Below are 15741 nucleotides of genomic sequence, written 5' to 3' on the forward strand. Positions count from 1 at the left end.
TAACCGCGGCGGCAGGCCGGGAAACGTTTGCCGACTAAGCCGATCCGGTGCGGGTGCAAATGGTATCCATAACTACTTCCGCGGCTCCCTCGCCGGGTTCGCAGCTCAACCGCACTTCAATCTCGGAAACAGCCGCCAACGAGGCCAGATGGGTGCCGCCGCAGGGAATGCTGACCGAGCCGCCGGGCAGTTCGCAGACCCAGCGCCGCATACCGGTGAGAAGGTCCGATTTCCGCTCGATGCGGACCTCTGCGTCGGAGGCCACCCACTCGGCCAACACTGCGTTCACACCCTTTTCCACGGCCGCCAGGTCCGTCAGCAGCGCGTCCGGCAAAAAGCCCTTCCGCCGCAGTGATTTCCCCACCCGGTAAACGTCCCGGGAGCCTCCGGGCAGAATCGTCGATGTTTCGATCGCCAGGGCGTCGAAGTTCGGGTTACCCGCCGCATCCACCTGCACCTCTTTCTTCCAGGCGCCGGCGAGCTGCCGGTTCAGGGCCAGGGACGCCAGGTGGCAGGCTGTGTGACCGGCCGAAAGCGCGGCCCGGTGTTCGCCGTCCACCCGGACCCCGACACGGTCTCCCTCCGCAATGCCGGTATCCCCCGACAGCACATGAACCACCGCGAACACCCAGCCCTCGGTGCCCTTGCGGACCGGGATGTCCCGGCCCAGGAACAGTGCGGTGCCGTCCGTGGCCCCGAGCACGCAGTCAAGCACGGGTACCTCACGGCCGTCCGGCGTCGTTAGCGTGGCCAGGTCCGGCCCCTGGTCCGGCCAGCCGGCGTCCACCGGGTGAACGGGAGTGGTATCCAGCAACACCGCAAGCCTTCCGCCCGGCAGTGTCTCCAAGTGGAGTACGGCTCCCGTGCCCGTCAGGGCTCCGGCGGGATAGGTGACGGCGGTATCGGTTTTCGGCAGGCTCACCCGCCCCAGCGTACCGAACGGGACGGCAGGAATTGTGAGCCCCGCCACTGGATTACGCTGTGCGGCGGATCTGCGGTAAAGTTGAGACCACGCCGCGGGGTGGAGCAGTTCGGTAGCTCGCTGGGCTCATAACCCAGAGGTCGCAAGTTCAAATCTTGCCCCCGCAACCAAGAAAAAGATCCCGATCCGGAAACGGATCGGGATCTTTTTTGTCTTCCGCTCCGCACGGCAGCGAACACGCCGGACCGCCCGCCGAGGCGCCAGCTGAAATCCTTGAGCCTATACTGGCGCTTTCCACACCCGGCCAGGGCGTGGTTCGAATGGGGGAATTTCTAACCATGGGTACATCCACCGGCCTGCGCCCGGCTTTTGCGGCAGCAGGTCTGGCGTTGCTGGTAACCGTCCTTTCCGGCTGCGGCAACGGCCCGGCCGGCACGGAAACCAGCAAGGCCCCGGCCAGCGCCCCGCCGTCGGCTTCCCCGTCCTTCAAATCGACGGAAAAAGCATCACCCAAGGCAAAGCCCTCCCCCACGCCAACGACAACCCCGGCGCCGACGTCGTCCGCTTCCCAGCGCGGGCTGGGAGTCAAGGGCAACGTGGAGACGGCCCAGGGAACCTACCTGCAGGTCTCGCCGGCCGAAGACGATCCGGCATGGACCCTCGATCCGGCGGTGGTGGAGCCGAACCTGCTTTCCCTGTACTCGCAGGAGCAAATCGAGGAAGCGCACCGGAGCAACCTGGCCTTTATGGTCGAGGAGGGACTCGACTCCCCGCTCAACGGCGGTGCGTGGATGCCGGAGGAATGGTGGGCCGAAAATGGGGAACGGATCGCCCCAGAGCTCCAAGGCATGGCCCGGCAGAGCCTTAGTGACGGTTCGCCCTTTGGCGGAATCGTTATGCAAAGCACCTTCCACCAGGAGCGTTACGGCGATTCCTACCGGTACATCTACGAATCCGACCGGTCCCGCTTCACGAAGCTGGACATCGAAGTCGTTGACGTGTGGCTGGCCGAGGACAACAAGAGCATCGTCACCGAGATTTACGTGGCCGCGGAAATGGAAGTGGCCCCCGGTGCCGGGGAACCGGGAACAGATACGCAGATCATCGAGGCGTCCATGACGCTTTGCTCTCGGCCGGGGCAGGGCGCAGGCGAATGGCTGATTACGGACTGGCGCAACAAGTTCCAGGTCACGGCGGGGTAGGCCATGGCGGACGACGCCGGACCGCCGGCATGAGCGCCTCACTGCCCCAACGCTCGGTTCTTTCCGGCCGGTTTGTCCGGCTCGAGCCGCTCACCCTTGACCTGATCCCGGACCTGCATCGAGCCATTGCGGTACCGGAGGTCTTTGCCGGCGGCTACGGCGGCGGTCCGGCCGGCCTGCACACCGATCTGGACGGGTTCACAGCGTGGGCCCAGGCCTACTACCGGTGGAATGAGCTGCCGTTCGCGGTGCGGCTGGTCCACGGAAACCATCCGGGCGCCGTCGTGGGAACCAGCAGCCTCGCTGACCTGGATCTGTCGGGCGAATCCGTGCAGCTGGGGTGGACCGCCTACGCTCCCGCTGTCTGGGGAACGGCGGTCAACGCGGAAACGAAGCTGCTCCTGCTCGGCTCCGCCTTTGACGCCGGTTTCAGACGGATCAGCATCCAGGCGGACTCGCTCAATGCCCGTTCCCGTGCGGCGATCAGCGGGATCGGTGCCGTCTTCGAGGGCATCCGGCGCCGGGACAAACGCCGCGCCGACGGCAGCTGGCGGGACACCGCGGTGTACTCGGTCCTGTCCGACGAATGGCCCGCAGTCCGCGCCGGACTTGAGGAACGGCTGGAACGTTTCGCCGCGGGTCGGCAGGATGCCCCGCCGCCGCTGGAGTAGCATCCCGGGCAAAGCGGAAAACCGGCAAAGCGGCCGGAAAGAAAAGGCGGAGCCTCCATGAGCAAGAACTACGGCGATTATCAGCTTGGCATCTACATGAACGGCGCACGCGGCGTCCTGCCGGATCTGCCGATGAGCTCGGCCGGCATGGAGGAGTTGGCAGAAAGCAGGATGGATCCGCGGATTCTGGGTTACGTTGCGGGCGGTGCCGGAAACGAGCACACCCAACGTGCCAATGTGGCTGCCTTTGAGCGGCTTGGCATCATGCCGCGCATGTTGGTCGGAGCCGCCCAGCGCAACATGGGCATTGATCTGCTGGGCCACCGGCTGCCGTCTCCCCTGTTCTTCGCTCCGGTGGGCGTGCTGGGTGCCGTGGCCGACGACGGCGACCTGGCGACGGCTGCGGCTTCCGCGGAGCTGGGCATCCCGATGGTTGCCTCCACCCTCTCCTCCGCTCCGCTGGAACAGGTCCGTGCAGCCGCCGGTGAAACCCCCGGGCTCTTCCAGCTCTACCCGCCCGCCGACCGGGAGCTGGCCGAGTCCCTGGTGCACCGTGCCGAAGCAGCCGGGTACTCGGGCATCGTCATCACGTTGGATACGTGGGTGAACGGCTGGCGGCCCCGCGACCTCAGTGCCGCGTACCTGCCGATGCTTTCGGGCCAGTGCCTGGCCAATTACCTGACCGATGACCGCTTCCGGAAGCTCCTGGCCGACCAGGGGTCACCGGATCCCGCCGCTGCCGTCATGCTGTGGGCCTCACTGTTCGGCAACCCCACGATGACGTGGGAGGACCTGGACTGGTTCCGATCCATGACGTCGCTGCCGATCATCCTCAAAGGTATCTGCTCCCCCGAAGACGCCCGGCGCGCACTGGACGGCGGAATGGACGGCATTTACTGCTCCAACCACGGCGGACGGCAGGCCAACGGCGGCATCCCGGCAATTGACTGCCTTCCGGGCGTCGTTGAAGCGGCCGACGGCGCGCCCGTGCTTTTCGATTCAGGCGTGCGGTCCGGTGTGGACGCGCTGCGGGCACTGGCACTCGGGGCCACGGCGGTGGGGATCGGCCGGCCCTATGTCTACGGTCTGGCGGCGGGCGGGCAGGCGGGAATCACCCATGTGATGCGCAGCCTGCTCGCTGAAGCGGACCTGACCATGGCGGTCAACGGCTACCCGGACCTGGCCTCGCTGCGCGGATCCCTTCACCGGCTCTAGGTATTCTCGGTGGCGCTGCTGCCCTCAGCCGGCGGTCCCACCCGGAACTCTTCCGCAGCGCGCTTCCGCTGTGACGAGGCGCCCCAAAACACCACTCCGCCGATCACCAGGACCAGAGGCATCCACCACCCCTGCCGGACCCCGGATTCAACAGCAGAGCGGTACCCAGAACAACGGTCGCCGCGGCCACGCTGAGAAACGACCAGTACCAGCGCGCCCGGCGGTCCATGGGATTTATCCACGGCTTCATTTCCACTCCCCCGAATAGGTCACTTCCGGGAAGCTAAGCGGCTTCCCTGCGGCCGGGCAAGAGTGGACACTGGATCCCTGCCCCGTCACCAAGGCACGCGGCGAAGCCCTAGTCCTCCGGGAAGCCGTCCCTCGGCCACCAGCACGGGAGCAGGTGACGCAGCGTGGCCAGCCGGGCTTCGACGTCGTCGTCGTCACTGACCACCCACTGTTCGAACCAGGAGGCATAGGCGCCGCCCAGGAAGGCCGCGGTCGCGTCCAGGTCCAGGGCCGGGGGCGGCGCGTTGTGCGCCCGCCAGACATGCAGTGCCAGAAGAATCCGCACGTTTAGCTGGTCGGCGAGGATGCCGAGGAAGGTCTCGGTGTGAAAAAGTGCCCGGTAGACCCGCTGTTCTGCCTTGGTGTGCTGCAGGATCTGCCGGATGGACTCGACGTACAGGTCCCCGATCTCCGCGATTGTCCGGCCGGTGCCGCGTTGGTCCAGTTCAACTGTGCCAAGCCGGTCCACGACGCCGGCGTATACCGAACCGGCGAAGTCGAAAATGTTCCTGTGGTGTCCGTAGAAGGTGGTGCGGTGCACCCCGGCCTGCCGGCAGAGTGCAGCCACGCTGATCTCCGCGAGTTCGTGGTCCCGAAGCAGCTCCCACAGGCCTGCCTCGAGCGCATCCCGGGTGCGCGTTATCCTCGGCTCATCCGACGGTGAGTGCCGATGCGGCTTCAGGGGGTGCAGTCCGGGCATGGGACTAATCTTCTCAGATACACGGAAGGGCCCCGCCGAAGCGAAGCCCTTCTATGCCGCGGCGCTGGGGGACGCCGCAAGCTTTGAGTTGTAGCCGGCCTCGTGGTTCGACAGGAACAGGACCGGATTGTTTCTATCCTGCCCTATTCAACACCTGTAGAAGAACCTGCCGTTCCCAAAACCGTCGAATGTGACTGAGGAGACAGCTGCTGGCGCGGGTTAAGGGCTGGCAGCTCACTCCCGCCGCAGAGGATCCCAACGCGTGGTTCTCCTGTGAAACCTGTGACAACAGGAGGCACAGCGGCCCCACCCAGTGGGACGCTGTGCCCGGATCGGGGCGCGGCGACCCACCCAACATTCCGCCTGCCTCCCCGTCTAGCGGGCGTGCTTTGAACCTAGCCGTGGAGGAAGCGGAACGAGTGGGGAGGTCCGGCGCCGGTACCGTGCGTAGTCGGGGTAGCGTGCCAGGGAAATGCTCTCGGTGAAGGCGGTGGACCCGGCGAAGAGCAGGGTCAGCAGGACCGGGCCTGCCAGCGTCCAATGCAGCCACTCCCCCGAGGCGGTGACGGCGAAACCGTAGAAGAGCCACCATTGGAGCTGTTCAAAGAAGAAGTTCGGATGGCGCGAGTACCGGAACAGTCCTGTTTGGAGGAAGTCGGCCGACGGAATACGTCCGGCGGTCCGCAGGGCCTTTTTCCACTGCTGGAAGTTCCACTGCTGCTGGTCCGCCACGGTCTCTGAAGCCAGTGCGGCCAGAAACAGGACCGCCAGCAGCCAGTCCCAGCCCGTGAGTGCTCCGGGGTGTTGGTAGGCGGTCAGCACCGGCAGGGTCATCACCCAGATGACGACGTTCTGATAGATGCTGATGAACAGCAGGTTGAAGGCCTGGAACTGCCACGGCTTCAGCCGTTGGCGCAGGATCCCCCACCGGTAGTCCTCGCCGCCCGGGGCGTAACCGCCCTTGCGGGCAAAATTGAACGTCAGCCGGACGCCCCAGAGCGTAACCAGGACCGCCATCAGCGTTACCCTGTGGTCGCCGTCGGACGCAACGGCAAAAACCCATAAATAGGCCAGCGGAACTATGGACCAGATGCGGTCCGTCCAGGAGTATTCCCGGGTGAGCAGTGAGAGCACCCAGGTTCCGGCGCAGGCGGCGGTGAATATCTCGAAGCAAACGCGAACCGGGTCCATCCTCGGAGGATACGGTCGGTTTCCTGTCTGCGGGAGCCCTCTTAGCCCAGCAGCCGGTGCTCATACGCGAAGGCCACCATCGAAATCCGCGTAGCCAAACCCAACCGGTCCTGGATACGGCGGATATGCGTCTTCACCGTGGCCTCTGAAAGGAACACGCTGCCCGCAATGTCCGCATTGCTGAGCCCCTTAGCCACGAGCAGGAACACGTCCTTTTCCCGCGCGGTCAGCTCGGCGATGGCCGCCGTGTCCGGTTCCGCCGGATCCGCGCTGCGGGTGAGATGCGCAAAGAGGTCATGGGCCGATCCGGGGGCCACCACGGAATAGCCCGCATAGACGGTCCGGATGGCGGAAAGCAGGAACTCCGGCTCGGCGCTCTTGAGCAGGTAGCCGCTGGCGCCGGCGCGGACGGCCTCCACCACGGCCTGGTCCCGGTTGAAGGTGGTCAGGGCAATCACCTTCGGCCGCTCCCGCCCGGCTTCGTCCGCTGCTGCCATGATGCGACGGGTGGCTGTGATGCCGTCCACCACGGGCATGCGCAGGTCCATCAGCATGATGTCCGGGCACGCGGCTTCGGCCAGTTCCACGGCTTCCATCCCGTTGCCGGCGCTGCCGCAGTAGGCCAGGTCCTGCTGCGAGCGGATCAGCATTTGGATACCGGTCCGGAACAGCGGCTGGTCATCCACCAACGCCACAGTGATGGGGGCGGCGCCGGCCTTAGCCTCACTCATCTGCGCCCACCAGCTCCGCGGCGTAAATCTCCGCGCCCGGAGCACTTAGAGCCAGGCCGTAGGGAAGGAACGCGGTTACCCGGAAGCTGCCTCCGTCCGGACCGGCCGTAAGCCACCCACCGGCAAGGTGGGCCCGCTCCCGCATGCCGGGGATGCCGCGGCCGGTGCCAGCCGTCGTGATGGCTCCGGTGGCCGGTTTTCCGGGTCGATCCGCATAGGAGGCTATCTGCAGCGAAAGTCCGGGACCGCTCCAATCCAGATGCACGGTTACCCGGGTGCCTGTCCCGCCGTGGCGCAGGGCATTGGTCAAGGACTCCTGGACAATCCGGAAGACGGCCATCTGCTGGCCCTCCGGAAGTTCCACCGGGGTTCCGGATTCGGTGCGCTCCACCAGCAGGCTGCTGCCCTGCTGTTCCAGCAGTTTCTCAATATCCTCCAGCCTCGGTTGCGGGAGAGCGGACCCGCCGTCGCCCACCCCCTCGATCACGCGTTGGGCATCCGTCAGGGCGCGGCGTGCAGACGAAGCTATGTTCTCCAGCGCGTCAAGCACAGGCTGTGGCTGATCCTTGCCCAGATACCGGGATCCGTCCGCCTGGGCCGCGATTACCGCCAGCGAGTGGGCCAGGACATCGTGCAGGTCGCGGGAAATCCGGGTGCGCTCCTGTTCCACGATCAGATCCACTTCGGTGGCCTTCAGCGTGTCCACGGCCGCCGTCCGTTCCGCAGACAGGGTGCGGCGCTCCTCCCAGCCCCGAAGTGCGTAGCCAGCCAGCCACCCAACGGTCAGGAGGACCAGCAAGAAGGAGGTATACAGAATCCAGAAATCCCGCATTGTGTGCCACGAGACACCGTAAACCGGCAGCCAGCCAACTCCTCCCGAGTAGCTTCTGTTCAGCATCAGGTAGGACATGGTGGCGGCGAGGAAAGGCGCGGTGGCAATTCCCGCCACCCGCTGCCACTTGTCTCCCGAGAACGCGGCAAAAAAGAGAACGACGGCGGAGCCCAGGTAAATGGGCCAGGTATTGGGTTCCAACGGCGGTACCGCGCGGAGTAGCTGCGCACCAAGGACGGCAGCGGGAATGAGCATTGCAGCATAGGCAAACCGTGAGGCAAGCCCTATGGCCAAAGTGAAGGCCAGCAGCGGGAACACGCCAGACCAGGTTAAGAAGTCTCCGCCCATCCGACCCGCCTCGCCGATAATCCAGAGCACCAGAAATACTGCGGCTGCCGCCGGGGCGCCCCAGGTACGCGTGTAATTCAGGAATTGAGTCATGGCCCCGAAGCTATCCCGCCCCCAACCGACTTTCGGATGAAACGGCAGTCTTTCATCCCATGGGCTGGTAATCCTGCCCATTTGGTTGATTTCCTATAAACCAACCAAATTAAACGGCCGTACAATTCCCCAATGGCAACCCTGATTACCCCCGATGTCCGTTTCCGGAACAGTTGGCTGGCCGCAGCCGAAGAATTCAACGGCGAGAGGATGGACGGTTCCGGCGTGTACGGGGACACCTCGAAAGAGCGCATTCGCACGGAAATTGCCGGGGACTTTGCCGATTTCGTCGACGGCCTGGTCAAGGAACGGTTCCCGGACACACCGCGGCAGGAAGGCTTTGTGCCCTGCACCTATCTGTGGCTCGTGGACGGTGATGAATTCCTGGGTTCGCTTGCCATCCGGCACACCCTGAATGATTTCCTGTTCGAGCAGGGTGGCCACATTGGATACAGCGTCCGGCCCTCCGCACGACGGCGGAGGCATGCCACACGGGCGCTTCAGGACGCCCTGCCGGTTGCCCGTGAGCTGGGCATTGCACGGGTGCTGGTCACCTGCGCGGAAAACAACGCCGGATCCCGGGCGGTCATCGAGAAGAACGGCGGAGTCTATGAGGACAGCCGGGACGGCACGCGACGGTACTGGATCGGGCTGGCCGAATAACTGCCCCACGGGCTCAGACCGCTACCGCACCAGCGAGCGGCAGCACCACGGTGAAGCTGGTGCGGCCGGGTTTGCTCTCGACCTCGATGGTCCCCTCGTTGGCCGCAACGAGGGCACAGACAATGGCCAGGCCGAGCCCCGTGTTGCTCGTATTCCCCGTCCGGGCGGAATCGGCCTTACTGAACCGGGAGAACAGGGAATCGATGAAGTCCGGATCTATCCCCTGGCCGTCATCCGTCACCGTCAAGGTGGCCCAGGTTGCTCCCGCCTGCAGTCCGATTTCCACGCGGGTCCCCCGAGGCGTGTGCTTATGGGCATTGGAAAGCAGATTAATAAGCACCTGCCGCAGCTCGGACTCGACGGCGGACACCAATACCGGTTCATCAGGCAGCATCAGCGTCCACTGGTACTCCGGGGCGGAGACCTGCGCGTCGCTGACTGCCTCCACGATCAGTTCGGTGAGGTCGACGTCGGCCCGCTCGCCCCGCTGCCCCTCGTCCAGCCTCGCCAGCAGCAGCAGGTCTTCAACCAGCGCGGACATGCGCTTGGACTCACTGTCCACGCGTTCCAACGCGGCCCGGCCCGGAGGGCTGACGTGTTCGCTGAGCAGGACCAGCTCCGTGTACCCGCGGATAGAGGTAAGCGGCGTGCGCAGCTCGTGGCTGGCGTCGGCAACGAACCGCCGCACCTTCGTTTCGCTGGCCTGCCGGGCGCGCAGGGCGTTGGTAACGTGATCGATCATGCCGTTCAGGGCCATCCCCACCGTTCCGACTTCGGACCCGGGCCGGGCCGCCGCCGGGGGCACGCGGACTGGGATTTCCACCTCGCCGGAGGCCAGCGGCAGCTTGGATACGGAGGTCGCGACGGCGGCCAGCTCATCCAGCGGGCGCAGCGAGCGGCGGATGATCACCGTGCCTGCAAACCCGGTGACGAGCAGGCCTGCCAGGGACAGGACGACCATAGTCAGATCGAGCGAGGCCAGGGTGCTCTCCCGCTGCGCCGTTGAAAGTCCGGTGACCAGCATTCCGTTCCCGGCGCCGGCCGGGACGGGGAACGCATCCAGCCGGTAATGCCCGCTGGACAGGTTCATGTCCTGGGGGCCGCGGGCCGGATCCATTCCCGCCAGCAGGTCCAGGTCCGCCCCGTTCAGGGAAACGGCAGTGCCGTCCTCAAGCACAAGCGTGGATCGGCGGGCAACCCCGTCCTCGAAGAAGGCATTCAGGGAGCCCGGGCGATGGCCGGACTGGTAGTCGCTGCCGTCCCCCCGCCCCCCGGCTCCGTTGTCCTTACCGGCGGCACCCGGGGCCAACTCCTTTTGGGGCGACTTATACTCGCCCGGAGACTGGGCGAGGCGGAACCCGGCTCGGGCCGCAGCTCGTTCCAAGCCGTCGTCGAGCACTCCGGTGAGATACCGGTCCATGGCCACGTGGCTGAAAATGCCCAACGCCGCACAGGTCACTGTCAGGAGCGCCAGTGTGGTGAGTATGAGCTTGGTGCGCAGCGGATGGCTGCGCATTTGCGATCCCCCGGCAGCCGGACGAGTACCCGCCTGGATCATGGGGCCGCCGGCTTAAGCACGTAGCCGGCGCCCCGGACCGTATGGATCATGGGCGGGCGTCCGACGTCGATCTTCTTGCGCAGGTAGGAAATGTACAGCTCGACAATGTTCGCCTGGCCGCCGAAATCGTAGTTCCAGACATTCGTCAGGATCTGCGCCTTACTCAGCACCCGCCTCGGGTTTTCCATGAGGTACCGCAGCAGCTCCCACTGGGTGTTCGTGAGGGCAATGTCCTCCCCGCCCCTGCTGACCTCGCGGGTTTCGAGGTTCATCACCAGGTCGCCGACCACCAGTTCGTCCGAGCCCGACGCCGCGGCCCCGGAACGCTGCACCAGGCGGTGCAGGCGGAGCATCAGTTCCTCCATGCTGAACGGCTTGGTTACGTAGTCATCCCCGCCGGCGGCCAGCCCGGAGATACGGTCCTCCACGGCATCCCTGGCGGTAAGGAACAGAGCGGGAACCTGCGGCAGGAAGGACCTGATCTTCTGCAGGGCCTGAAGCCCGTTGACCCCGGGCATCATCACGTCCAGCACCAGGACGTCGGGCCGGAATTCACGGGCAGCAGAAACCGCACCGAGTCCGTCTCCTGCAGTAACGACATTCCAACCCAGCATCCGCAAACCCATGCCAACAAGCTCCGCGAGGCTGGTCTCGTCGTCGACCACCAGCGCCCGGATCGGACTGCCGTCCGGGTGCGCGAGGCGCGGAAGATTACCCGTGGGCGATTGGGACGAAACGTGTGCCATGAATACGTCCTTTTGGCTCGGTGCCGGTGGCTGGGTCAAGCGTAAGCGCAAAGTTCCCTTTTGCGTCCCGGTATTTTCCCTGCTGTCTCCACCCTGTGCTGGGACTGTGCCTTGTCTGTGCGAAGCCGTACGACAAGTGCGCCGTGCGGCGGAAACAAGCACTGCCGGCGGCCCGGAAAAGCAGGCACTTGCGCAGGGAGGATAAGCTGACGGGACAGCGTGGGGACCGCGAGCCGGACAGTCAACGACTAATCCGTCAACCTTTTCAGCAAGATCCGCACCTCCCGCCTGGAAATTGACTCCTTCTCTATTGCCCGCGCGCCCGGCCGTCACCCTTCATTGGTGACCGGCCCGGACAGGTCCAAGCGGTCTCGGGAGCCCGCTTCCGAAGCAAGCTCGGAACCATTTGAACAGAGGGACGTCATTTTGAATTTCACCGTCGGGCAGACCCTGGTGTACCCGCACCACGGCGCCGTCACCGTTACCGATATTTCCCCGATGACAGTCAAGGGGGTGGAGCGGGAAACCCTGACCTTCCGCGTCCACGCCACTGAATTGACCATCAAGCTCCCGGCCGACAACGCCGAAGACGTAGGGGTACGTTCCGTCATCGACGAAGCCGGCGTAGAGGCCGTCTTTGCGGTGCTGCGCGGTCCGGTGGGGATGGAACCGGACAACTGGTCCCGCCGGTTCAAGGCCAACGAAGGCAAAATGTCCACCGGCGAACTGCGCCTGATCGCAGAAGTTGTCCGTGACCTGTGGTGCCGCGAGCGGACCCATCCCCTGTCCACCGGGGAGAAGCGGATGCTGCTGAAGGCCCGGCAGCTGCTCGTCTCCGAGCTTGCCCTTGCCCGGTCCTCCTCAGCGGAGGACGCCGGCGACCTGCTCGATTCCGTCCTGATGGAAACGGTTACCGAGCCGGAGCTGGCGACCAGCTAGTTCCCGGCCGCCGCTTCCCGTCCTTCCGCATGCCACTGGCGTGCGGAGGTACGGGACGGCTGCGGAAACTGCCCGTTTTGGCTCAGGACGCGCTGGCGTTGTATCAAGGAAAGTAGGACGGTTTCCGCTTCCCGCGGGGACCCTCCGCTGCGGATCAAGAGAACTTCGAGGGCCTTGATGCGAGGGCCCGGAAAGGCGCCCGTGAACTTTCCCTGCACCTGCTTTTGCCAGCCCGTGCCCGGCACCGGCCGGCTGGGGATTGAACTTTATGACCCGTTTTGTCTGGTGCGCCAGCACCGGGTGGCTGCCTCCACCAACCACGAGCCCACCTATCGGCATGGGCAGGGCAGCTGGTAGGCATTGACGTGGTTTCCGGCTATAACCTGAAGGAAACCTTGGAACAGGAAACAGGTCCATCCTGTAACATTCCTTGGACTATGGATGACCCTCCCTCACATAAACCCATGCCCCTCCCCGTCCTGACCGATCTGCAGACTGTGCCCACTCCGGCTGCAACGGCTATCACGAGAGAGGGGCAGCCCCATGTATGAATGGCTCATGGTCGGCGTAGGATTGCTCCTCACCGTCGGCACCGGACTGTTTGTCGCCTCCGAATTTGCGCTCGTCAATTTGGACCGTGCGGACCTTGAGTCCCGCCGCGACAAGGGCGAGAAACGCCTCAATCCCACAATCGCCGCGCTGAAGATCACCTCCACCCATCTTTCCAGCGCCCAGCTGGGCATCACCCTGACCACCCTGCTGACCGGGTACACCTTTGAACCGGCAATCAGTTCGATGCTGCGCTCCCCGCTCACGGCGCTGGGCCTGCCGGAGGGGATGGTGCCGGGAATCGGTGCCGTGGCCGGCATTTTCCTCGCCACCATCTTCTCGATGATCATCGGCGAACTGGTTCCCAAGAACTTTGCCCTGGCCCTCCCCCTGGCAACCGCCAAGCTGGTAGTGCCCTTCCAGACCGTCTTCACCACGGTGTTCAAGCCAGTAATCCTGCTGTTCAACAACACGGCGAACGCCATCATCCGGTCCTTCGGCATCGAACCAAAGGAAGAGCTCTCGGGTGCACGCAGCGCCGAAGAACTCAGTTCCCTGGTTCGGCGTTCAGCCCTGGAAGGCGTGCTGGACCTGGACCACGCCGTGCTCCTGAACCGGACCCTGCGCTTCGCCGAGCACTCCGCGGCAGACGTTATGACCCCCCGGGTCCGCATGCGGACGGTCCACGAGTCCGACACTGCCGAGCAGGTTGTCGCCGTTGCCACGGCAACCGGCTATTCCCGCTTCCCCGTGATCGGACGCGATTCGGACGACGTTCTGGGCGTACTGCACCTCAAGCAGGCCTTCGCCGTGCCGCTGGCCGCACGGACCTCCGTCACTGCCGCAGAACTCATGGTGGAACCGCTGCATGTACCCGAGTCCATGGGCGTTGACACCCTGCTGGGACTTCTGCGGGCCCAGGGCCTGCAGGTTGCGATCGTGTCCGACGAGCACGGCGGCACCGCCGGCATCGTGACCCTCGAAGACCTCGTGGAAGAGATTGTCGGCGAACTCGAGGACGAACACGACCGCGCGCGCATCGGCGTCGTCCGCACGGGCCGCGCCATCACGTTCGACGCCGCGCTGCGGCCGGACGAACTCCTGGACCGCACCGGCGTCGAGGTTCCCGACGGCGAGGAATATGACACCATCGCCGGCTTTGTCACGGACGTACTGGACCGGCTGCCGGAGCTGGGCGACGAAGTGGAAATCGAGGGCGGCACGCTCCGTGTGGAACGGGTGATCCGAAACCACATCGAACGCCTGCGCTTCACCCCGTCGGGCTCGCTGGAGACCCCGGTGAGCGCCCATGACCGCATTGTCGACTCGCTGACCAAGGACCTGACCCATGAGTGAATACCTGCCCGGAATCATCTGGCTCGTAGTGCTGCTGGTGGTCAACGCGTTCTTCGTCGGTGCTGAATTCGCCGTGATCTCGGCGCGCCGGTCACAGATCGAGCCCAAGGCCGAAGCCGGCAGCAAGGCCGCGAAAACCACCCTGTGGGCCATGGAGCACGCCACGCTGATGCTGGCGACCAGCCAGCTTGGCATCACCGTCTGTTCCCTGGTCATCCTGAATGTCTCGGAACCGGCCATCCACCACCTGCTGGAGATCCCGCTGGGCCTGACTCCGCTGTCCGCAGACGCCATTGGGATTATCGCGTTTGTGGTGGCGCTGCTGCTGGTGACGTTCCTGCACGTGGTGGTGGGTGAAATGGTGCCGAAGAACATCTCGTTCTCCGTGCCCACCCGCGCCGCACTGCTGCTGGCTCCGCCCCTGGTGATCGTGTCCCGCATTGTCCGTCCGATCATCTGGACCCTGAACGGCATAGCGAACGGTGTCCTGCGCCTGTTCCGGGTGGAACCCAAGGATGAAGCCACCAGCGCCTACACCCTCGACGAGGTCGCGAACATCGTGGAGCAGTCCACGCGTGACGGGGTGCTCTCGGACCGCAGCGGCACCCTGACGGCCGCTTTCGAGTTCACGGAGAAGACCGTGGCCGACGTCGAGGTTCCGATCAGCCAGATGGTGCTGCTGCCCGAGACCGCAACCCCCGCGGACCTGCAGCAGGCCGTGGACGTCCACGGTTACTCGCGGTACATCCTCACCAACGACGACGGCGACCCCGACGGCTACCTTCACCTGAAGGACGTTATGGACCTCACCACGCCGGACGAGTTCGCGGCATCGGTGCCCGCCAAGCGGATCCGCCGGCTGGCGTCCGCTTACCGGGGCAGCGAGCTGGAGGATGCCCTGGCCACCATGCGCCGCACCGGCGCCCACGTGGCGCGGGTCTTTGACGCCAAGGGCAACACCACCGGCGTCTTGTTCCTTGAGGACATCATCGAAGAGCTGGTGGGCGAAGTCCACGACGCCACCACCGTCTAGCGCCTAGCGCCTGCGTTTGAACCAAGGCCGCCGCTGCTCCGGTTCCGGAGCGGCGGCGGCTTCTTTTTCGGCCGCCTCGGCCTTCCGTTCCCGCCAGCGCTGCACTTCCTGCCCGACGTCGCGGGTGCGCGTAACGACGGGCGGCCCGCCTTCGAGCTGGCGGCGCGCATCGATGACACGCGCATTGAAATCCTGGACGATCTCGCGAACCTGCTTTTCGGTCCACCGCGTGTCCAGCCGGGCGTCCAGTTCCGCGTCTTCCGTGCGCAGCAGGATGGCCTTGGGTCCTAATCCAGTCACGTTCTCGCGCTGCATCAGCCCCTTGATCCACCAGTCCGGATCATGGCCGTCGCCCAGATTAGGGATAGGTTTCCCGGCGTACTTCAGGTTGTCGAAATCACCCCGTGCCATGGCATCCCGGACCAGATAATCGGCCTTGGCGGCGTCGTCGACCTTCCGGCGCTTGTGCCGCAGCCCTTCTTCGGCCTCCGCACGTTCCAGGTCTTCATCGTCGAGCCCTCCGCCGGCCGCCGCGGCCCGCAGCCGCGCGGCCCGTTCCATCCTGCGCCGGTACTGCTCAACACCCCTGCCGTCCATGATCTCCCGCCACCTCAAGTGTCCCGTGTGGTGTTTTAACCGATTCGGACCTCTCCGGTATTCCTACTAAGGACCAACGGCAGACACGACGAAGGCGTGCCCGGGTC

16 protein-coding genes and 1 tRNA gene are annotated in these 15741 nt (G+C 65.1%); 8 read left to right on the top strand and 9 right to left on the bottom strand.

What is annotated here, in order from left to right; genetic code table 11:
• Nucleotides 1-34 precede the first annotated feature (34 nt).
• On the bottom strand, nucleotides 35-922 hold the full coding sequence (locus N2K99_RS15790; RefSeq protein ID WP_227920091.1) for a metal-dependent hydrolase: 888 nt from the start codon (nucleotides 920-922) through the stop codon (nucleotides 35-37).
• Between the two features lie 93 nt (nucleotides 923-1015).
• Between N2K99_RS15790 and N2K99_RS15795 the strand changes: the two genes are divergently transcribed.
• The 4 genes from N2K99_RS15795 to N2K99_RS15810 all read left to right on the top strand — a co-directional run bounded on the left by N2K99_RS15795 (nucleotide 1016) and on the right by N2K99_RS15810 (nucleotide 4010).
• Nucleotides 1016-1092: transfer RNA gene (locus N2K99_RS15795), tRNA-Met, on the top strand.
• A 168-nt stretch (nucleotides 1093-1260) separates the two neighbouring features.
• A complete protein-coding gene (locus tag N2K99_RS15800; protein ID WP_227932734.1) occupies nucleotides 1261-2124 on the top strand; it encodes a hypothetical protein in 864 nt (287 codons plus the stop codon).
• Nucleotides 2125-2153: 29 nt separating this feature from the next.
• Nucleotides 2154-2795, top strand: a complete 642-nt coding sequence (locus N2K99_RS15805; protein WP_227932733.1) for a GNAT family N-acetyltransferase — start codon at nucleotides 2154-2156, stop codon at nucleotides 2793-2795.
• A 57-nt stretch (nucleotides 2796-2852) separates the two neighbouring features.
• Complete coding sequence (locus N2K99_RS15810) at nucleotides 2853-4010, top strand: alpha-hydroxy-acid oxidizing protein (RefSeq protein ID WP_227932732.1); 1158 nt, start codon at nucleotides 2853-2855, stop codon at nucleotides 4008-4010.
• On the opposite strand, the gene N2K99_RS15815 is transcribed toward N2K99_RS15810, so the two are convergent.
• From N2K99_RS15815 to N2K99_RS15835, 5 genes are all read right to left on the bottom strand, one after another.
• Entirely contained in the window at nucleotides 4007-4132 is a 126-nt protein-coding gene (locus N2K99_RS15815) for a hypothetical protein (protein WP_257793622.1), read from the bottom strand. The two genes, N2K99_RS15810 and N2K99_RS15815, sit on opposite strands and share 4 nt — an antisense overlap.
• Nucleotides 4133-4368: 236 nt before the next feature.
• Nucleotides 4369-4998: a TetR/AcrR family transcriptional regulator gene (locus tag N2K99_RS15820; protein WP_227920102.1), complete on the bottom strand. Its 630-nt coding sequence runs from the start codon at nucleotides 4996-4998 to the stop codon at nucleotides 4369-4371.
• A gap of 375 nt (nucleotides 4999-5373) precedes the next feature.
• Nucleotides 5374-6189, bottom strand: coding sequence for a DUF1295 domain-containing protein (locus N2K99_RS15825; RefSeq protein ID WP_227932731.1), 816 nt, complete (start codon nucleotides 6187-6189; stop codon nucleotides 5374-5376).
• 41 nt (nucleotides 6190-6230) lie between these two features.
• On the bottom strand, nucleotides 6231-6920 hold the full coding sequence (locus tag N2K99_RS15830) for a response regulator transcription factor (protein ID WP_227920108.1): 690 nt from the start codon (nucleotides 6918-6920) through the stop codon (nucleotides 6231-6233).
• Entirely contained in the window at nucleotides 6913-8193 is a 1281-nt protein-coding gene (locus tag N2K99_RS15835; RefSeq protein WP_227932730.1) for a sensor histidine kinase, read from the bottom strand. The genes N2K99_RS15830 and N2K99_RS15835 overlap by 8 nt, the downstream gene beginning before the upstream one ends.
• A 132-nt stretch (nucleotides 8194-8325) precedes the next feature.
• Here N2K99_RS15835 and N2K99_RS15840 point away from each other — a divergent pair, with 132 nt between their 5' ends.
• A complete protein-coding gene (locus N2K99_RS15840; protein ID WP_227920115.1) occupies nucleotides 8326-8856 on the top strand; it encodes a GNAT family N-acetyltransferase in 531 nt (176 codons plus the stop codon).
• Nucleotides 8857-8869: 13 nt separating this feature from the next.
• Here the strand turns inward: N2K99_RS15840 and N2K99_RS15845 are convergent, their stop codons facing one another.
• Nucleotides 8870-10372 (bottom strand): cell wall metabolism sensor histidine kinase WalK, encoded by a 1503-nt coding sequence (locus N2K99_RS15845; RefSeq protein ID WP_227932729.1) that lies wholly within the window; start codon nucleotides 10370-10372, stop codon nucleotides 8870-8872.
• A 38-nt stretch (nucleotides 10373-10410) separates the two neighbouring features.
• Complete coding sequence (locus tag N2K99_RS15850; RefSeq protein ID WP_227920120.1) at nucleotides 10411-11160, bottom strand: response regulator transcription factor; 750 nt, start codon at nucleotides 11158-11160, stop codon at nucleotides 10411-10413.
• A 426-nt stretch (nucleotides 11161-11586) separates the two neighbouring features.
• Here N2K99_RS15850 and N2K99_RS15855 point away from each other — a divergent pair, with 426 nt between their 5' ends.
• The 3 genes from N2K99_RS15855 (at nucleotide 11587) to N2K99_RS15865 (ending at nucleotide 15037) form a co-directional block, all read left to right on the top strand.
• A complete protein-coding gene (locus tag N2K99_RS15855; RefSeq protein WP_227920123.1) occupies nucleotides 11587-12099 on the top strand; it encodes a CarD family transcriptional regulator in 513 nt (170 codons plus the stop codon).
• 543 nt (nucleotides 12100-12642) lie between these two features.
• Nucleotides 12643-14004: a hemolysin family protein gene (locus N2K99_RS15860; protein WP_227932728.1), complete on the top strand. Its 1362-nt coding sequence runs from the start codon at nucleotides 12643-12645 to the stop codon at nucleotides 14002-14004.
• Nucleotides 13997-15037, top strand: coding sequence for a hemolysin family protein (locus N2K99_RS15865; RefSeq protein WP_227920127.1), 1041 nt, complete (start codon nucleotides 13997-13999; stop codon nucleotides 15035-15037). Before N2K99_RS15860 ends, N2K99_RS15865 begins: the two co-directional genes overlap by 8 nt.
• A gap of 3 nt (nucleotides 15038-15040) precedes the next feature.
• Here N2K99_RS15865 and N2K99_RS15870 read toward each other — a convergent pair whose 3' ends face one another.
• Nucleotides 15041-15634: a DUF1992 domain-containing protein gene (locus N2K99_RS15870; RefSeq protein WP_227932727.1), complete on the bottom strand. Its 594-nt coding sequence runs from the start codon at nucleotides 15632-15634 to the stop codon at nucleotides 15041-15043.
• Nucleotides 15635-15741 lie beyond the last annotated feature (107 nt).

The sequence above is a fragment of the Arthrobacter sp. zg-Y1110 genome (assembly GCF_025244865.1).
GTDB lineage: Bacteria > Actinomycetota > Actinomycetes > Actinomycetales > Micrococcaceae > Arthrobacter_B.

What these genes read in the sequence shown, in the direction of transcription:
- N2K99_RS15860 (WP_227932728.1), top strand. Translation starts at nt 12,643, where the DNA reads ATGTATGAATGGCTCATGGTCGGCGTAGGATTGCTCCTCACCGTCGGC.
- N2K99_RS15800 (WP_227932734.1), top strand. Translation starts at nt 1,261, where the DNA reads ATGGGTACATCCACCGGCCTGCGCCCGGCTTTTGCGGCAGCAGGTCTG.
- N2K99_RS15815 (WP_257793622.1), bottom strand. Translation starts at nt 4,132, where the DNA reads ATGCCTCTGGTCCTGGTGATCGGCGGAGTGGTGTTTTGGGGCGCCTCG.
- N2K99_RS15865 (WP_227920127.1), top strand. Translation starts at nt 13,997, where the DNA reads ATGAGTGAATACCTGCCCGGAATCATCTGGCTCGTAGTGCTGCTGGTG.
- N2K99_RS15840 (WP_227920115.1), top strand. Translation starts at nt 8,326, where the DNA reads ATGGCAACCCTGATTACCCCCGATGTCCGTTTCCGGAACAGTTGGCTG.
- N2K99_RS15835 (WP_227932730.1), bottom strand. Translation starts at nt 8,193, where the DNA reads ATGACTCAATTCCTGAATTACACGCGTACCTGGGGCGCCCCGGCGGCA.
- N2K99_RS15870 (WP_227932727.1), bottom strand. Translation starts at nt 15,634, where the DNA reads ATGGACGGCAGGGGTGTTGAGCAGTACCGGCGCAGGATGGAACGGGCC.
- N2K99_RS15805 (WP_227932733.1), top strand. Translation starts at nt 2,154, where the DNA reads ATGAGCGCCTCACTGCCCCAACGCTCGGTTCTTTCCGGCCGGTTTGTC.
- N2K99_RS15810 (WP_227932732.1), top strand. Translation starts at nt 2,853, where the DNA reads ATGAGCAAGAACTACGGCGATTATCAGCTTGGCATCTACATGAACGGC.
- N2K99_RS15820 (WP_227920102.1), bottom strand. Translation starts at nt 4,998, where the DNA reads ATGCCCGGACTGCACCCCCTGAAGCCGCATCGGCACTCACCGTCGGAT.
- N2K99_RS15830 (WP_227920108.1), bottom strand. Translation starts at nt 6,920, where the DNA reads ATGAGTGAGGCTAAGGCCGGCGCCGCCCCCATCACTGTGGCGTTGGTG.
- N2K99_RS15850 (WP_227920120.1), bottom strand. Translation starts at nt 11,160, where the DNA reads ATGGCACACGTTTCGTCCCAATCGCCCACGGGTAATCTTCCGCGCCTC.
- N2K99_RS15825 (WP_227932731.1), bottom strand. Translation starts at nt 6,189, where the DNA reads ATGGACCCGGTTCGCGTTTGCTTCGAGATATTCACCGCCGCCTGCGCC.
- N2K99_RS15845 (WP_227932729.1), bottom strand. Translation starts at nt 10,372, where the DNA reads ATGCGCAGCCATCCGCTGCGCACCAAGCTCATACTCACCACACTGGCG.